The organism is Cellulomonas septica (assembly GCF_012396155.1).
GTDB lineage: Bacteria > Actinomycetota > Actinomycetes > Actinomycetales > Cellulomonadaceae > Cellulomonas > Cellulomonas septica.
In genome coordinates this window covers 1-1,533 of record NZ_JAAXOY010000759.1, presented here as the reverse complement: position 1 = coordinate 1,533, position 1,533 = coordinate 1, and the positions used below count along the sequence as shown (strand labels likewise).

The 1,533-nt window shown below is 76.6% G+C and carries 3 protein-coding genes; all 3 read right to left on the bottom strand.

The genetic code is table 11. The features are described 5' to 3' along the window. On the bottom strand, positions 1 to 315 hold a 315-nt coding region (locus HGA02_RS18905), incomplete at its 3' end, for a putative immunity protein (protein WP_343035625.1). Positions 316 to 376: 61 nt separating this feature from the next. Next, a complete protein-coding gene (locus HGA02_RS18900) occupies positions 377 to 664 on the bottom strand; it encodes a hypothetical protein (RefSeq protein ID WP_168680884.1) in 288 nt (95 codons plus the stop codon). A gap of 131 nt (positions 665 to 795) precedes the next feature. Further along, the coding region (locus HGA02_RS18895; RefSeq protein WP_210728814.1) for a beta/alpha barrel domain-containing protein at positions 796 to 1,533 on the bottom strand (738 nt) is incomplete at its 5' end.

The following is a 1,533-nucleotide window of genomic DNA, read 5'->3' as shown; positions in this document are numbered from 1 at the left end:
CGCCACGGCGACGGCCTGACCGGCGGACAGGGCTGCGAACCGCGCCGGGTCGGACAGCCCGCGGCCGGCGGCGTTCGCCTGGAAGGCGGCGTTGTGCGCGTCGCGCATGGTGGCCTCGCTGCGCGTCCACGCGTGGCCGACGCGCAGCGCCTCGGCCGGTCGGTCGTCGTCGCTCTCCCGGGCGAACAGCGGCAGGACGTGCTCGGCGCACGTGAGCGCCCAGCGGGCGAGGAGGACGTGGTGCTCGTCGGTCAGCGTGCCGCCGCGACGGATCGTGATGAGCCGGGGGTCGCGCTCGCGGGGGAGGATCGGCACGCGGCCATCCTGGCGCACGCCGCTCACGTGCACCCCGGCTACGCGGGGGCGGCCGGGACCGTCAGTCGTCCTCGCGCTGGATGAGCTCGAAGAACGGGGGCGTGTGGCCGCCAGGGGTGGCGGGGAGGGGGTACTGGAACGCGAGGTTCGACGCGGCGAGGGCCGCGAAGAACTCCTCCCACGTCGCGCGCTCGGCGCCGTGCCCGCTCGGGCCCTCGGGGAAGATGACGGCGGGCATCCGCGGGTCCTCCGGGTAGACGGCGCGGATGAGCGCGGGGGTGGCGTGGTGGCCCTCGATGAACCGGCGGATCTCGTCGGGGTCCGTCGTGGTCCTGGTCAGCTCGCTCATCGTGCGCTCCCGTCGTCGGCGACGGTCCCATGCTCCCGCCGGGGCAGCGTCGCCGCACGCGTGCGCCGGACGGGCCCGGGCCGCGCGGCGGAGATCCGGGTCCGGCGGCGACGGTCGACGCGGCCGACCGTCTAGCGGCGCCGCTCCACCACGCGGGCGTCGTCCGAGGCGCCGACGGGTGCTGCGCTCGCGGTTTCCAGCCAGGACGCCGGGTCAGCAGCCCCGCACAGCGCGGAGCCGCTGACGACCCACGTCGCGCCGTGAGTGGCGCAGTCGTGCGCGTGGTCGAGCGTGACGCCGCCGTCGACGCCGAGCGCCCGGCGGCCCGCGCCACCACCGACCACGTCACGACCATCGTCGGCGTCAGCACCTCCGTCGCCGGCGAGCGCGTCCAGACGGGACAGCGTCGACGGGAGGAAGGTCGAGCCCGCCTGGCCGGGGGTGATGGACATGACGAGGACGGCGACGTCGGGCGGGAGGTCGTCGAGCGCGGACAGGGGTGTCGACGGCGAGATCGCGACACCGGCACGGCGCCCGGCGGCACGGATCCGCGACACGGCCGTCGCCCAGCCCGCGGCCTCGACGTGCACGATCACGGTGTCGCACACCGCGGTCCACGCGTCGATCTCGGCGAGCGGGTCGGACACCATGAGGTGCGCCTCGCCGGGCAGCCCGGTGAGGCGGGACAGGCGGCACACGGTGTCGGGGTCGAACCCGCCGGGTGCGGCGAAGACCCCGTCGGACACGTCCCAGTGCCAGCGCCGCAGCCCGGCGGCCGCGAGGCGCACGGCCTCGTCGGCGAGGAGCGCGGGCGGGGTGGACCACAGCGACGCGGCGACGACCAGCGTCACGAGTCGGCCCCGGCGTCG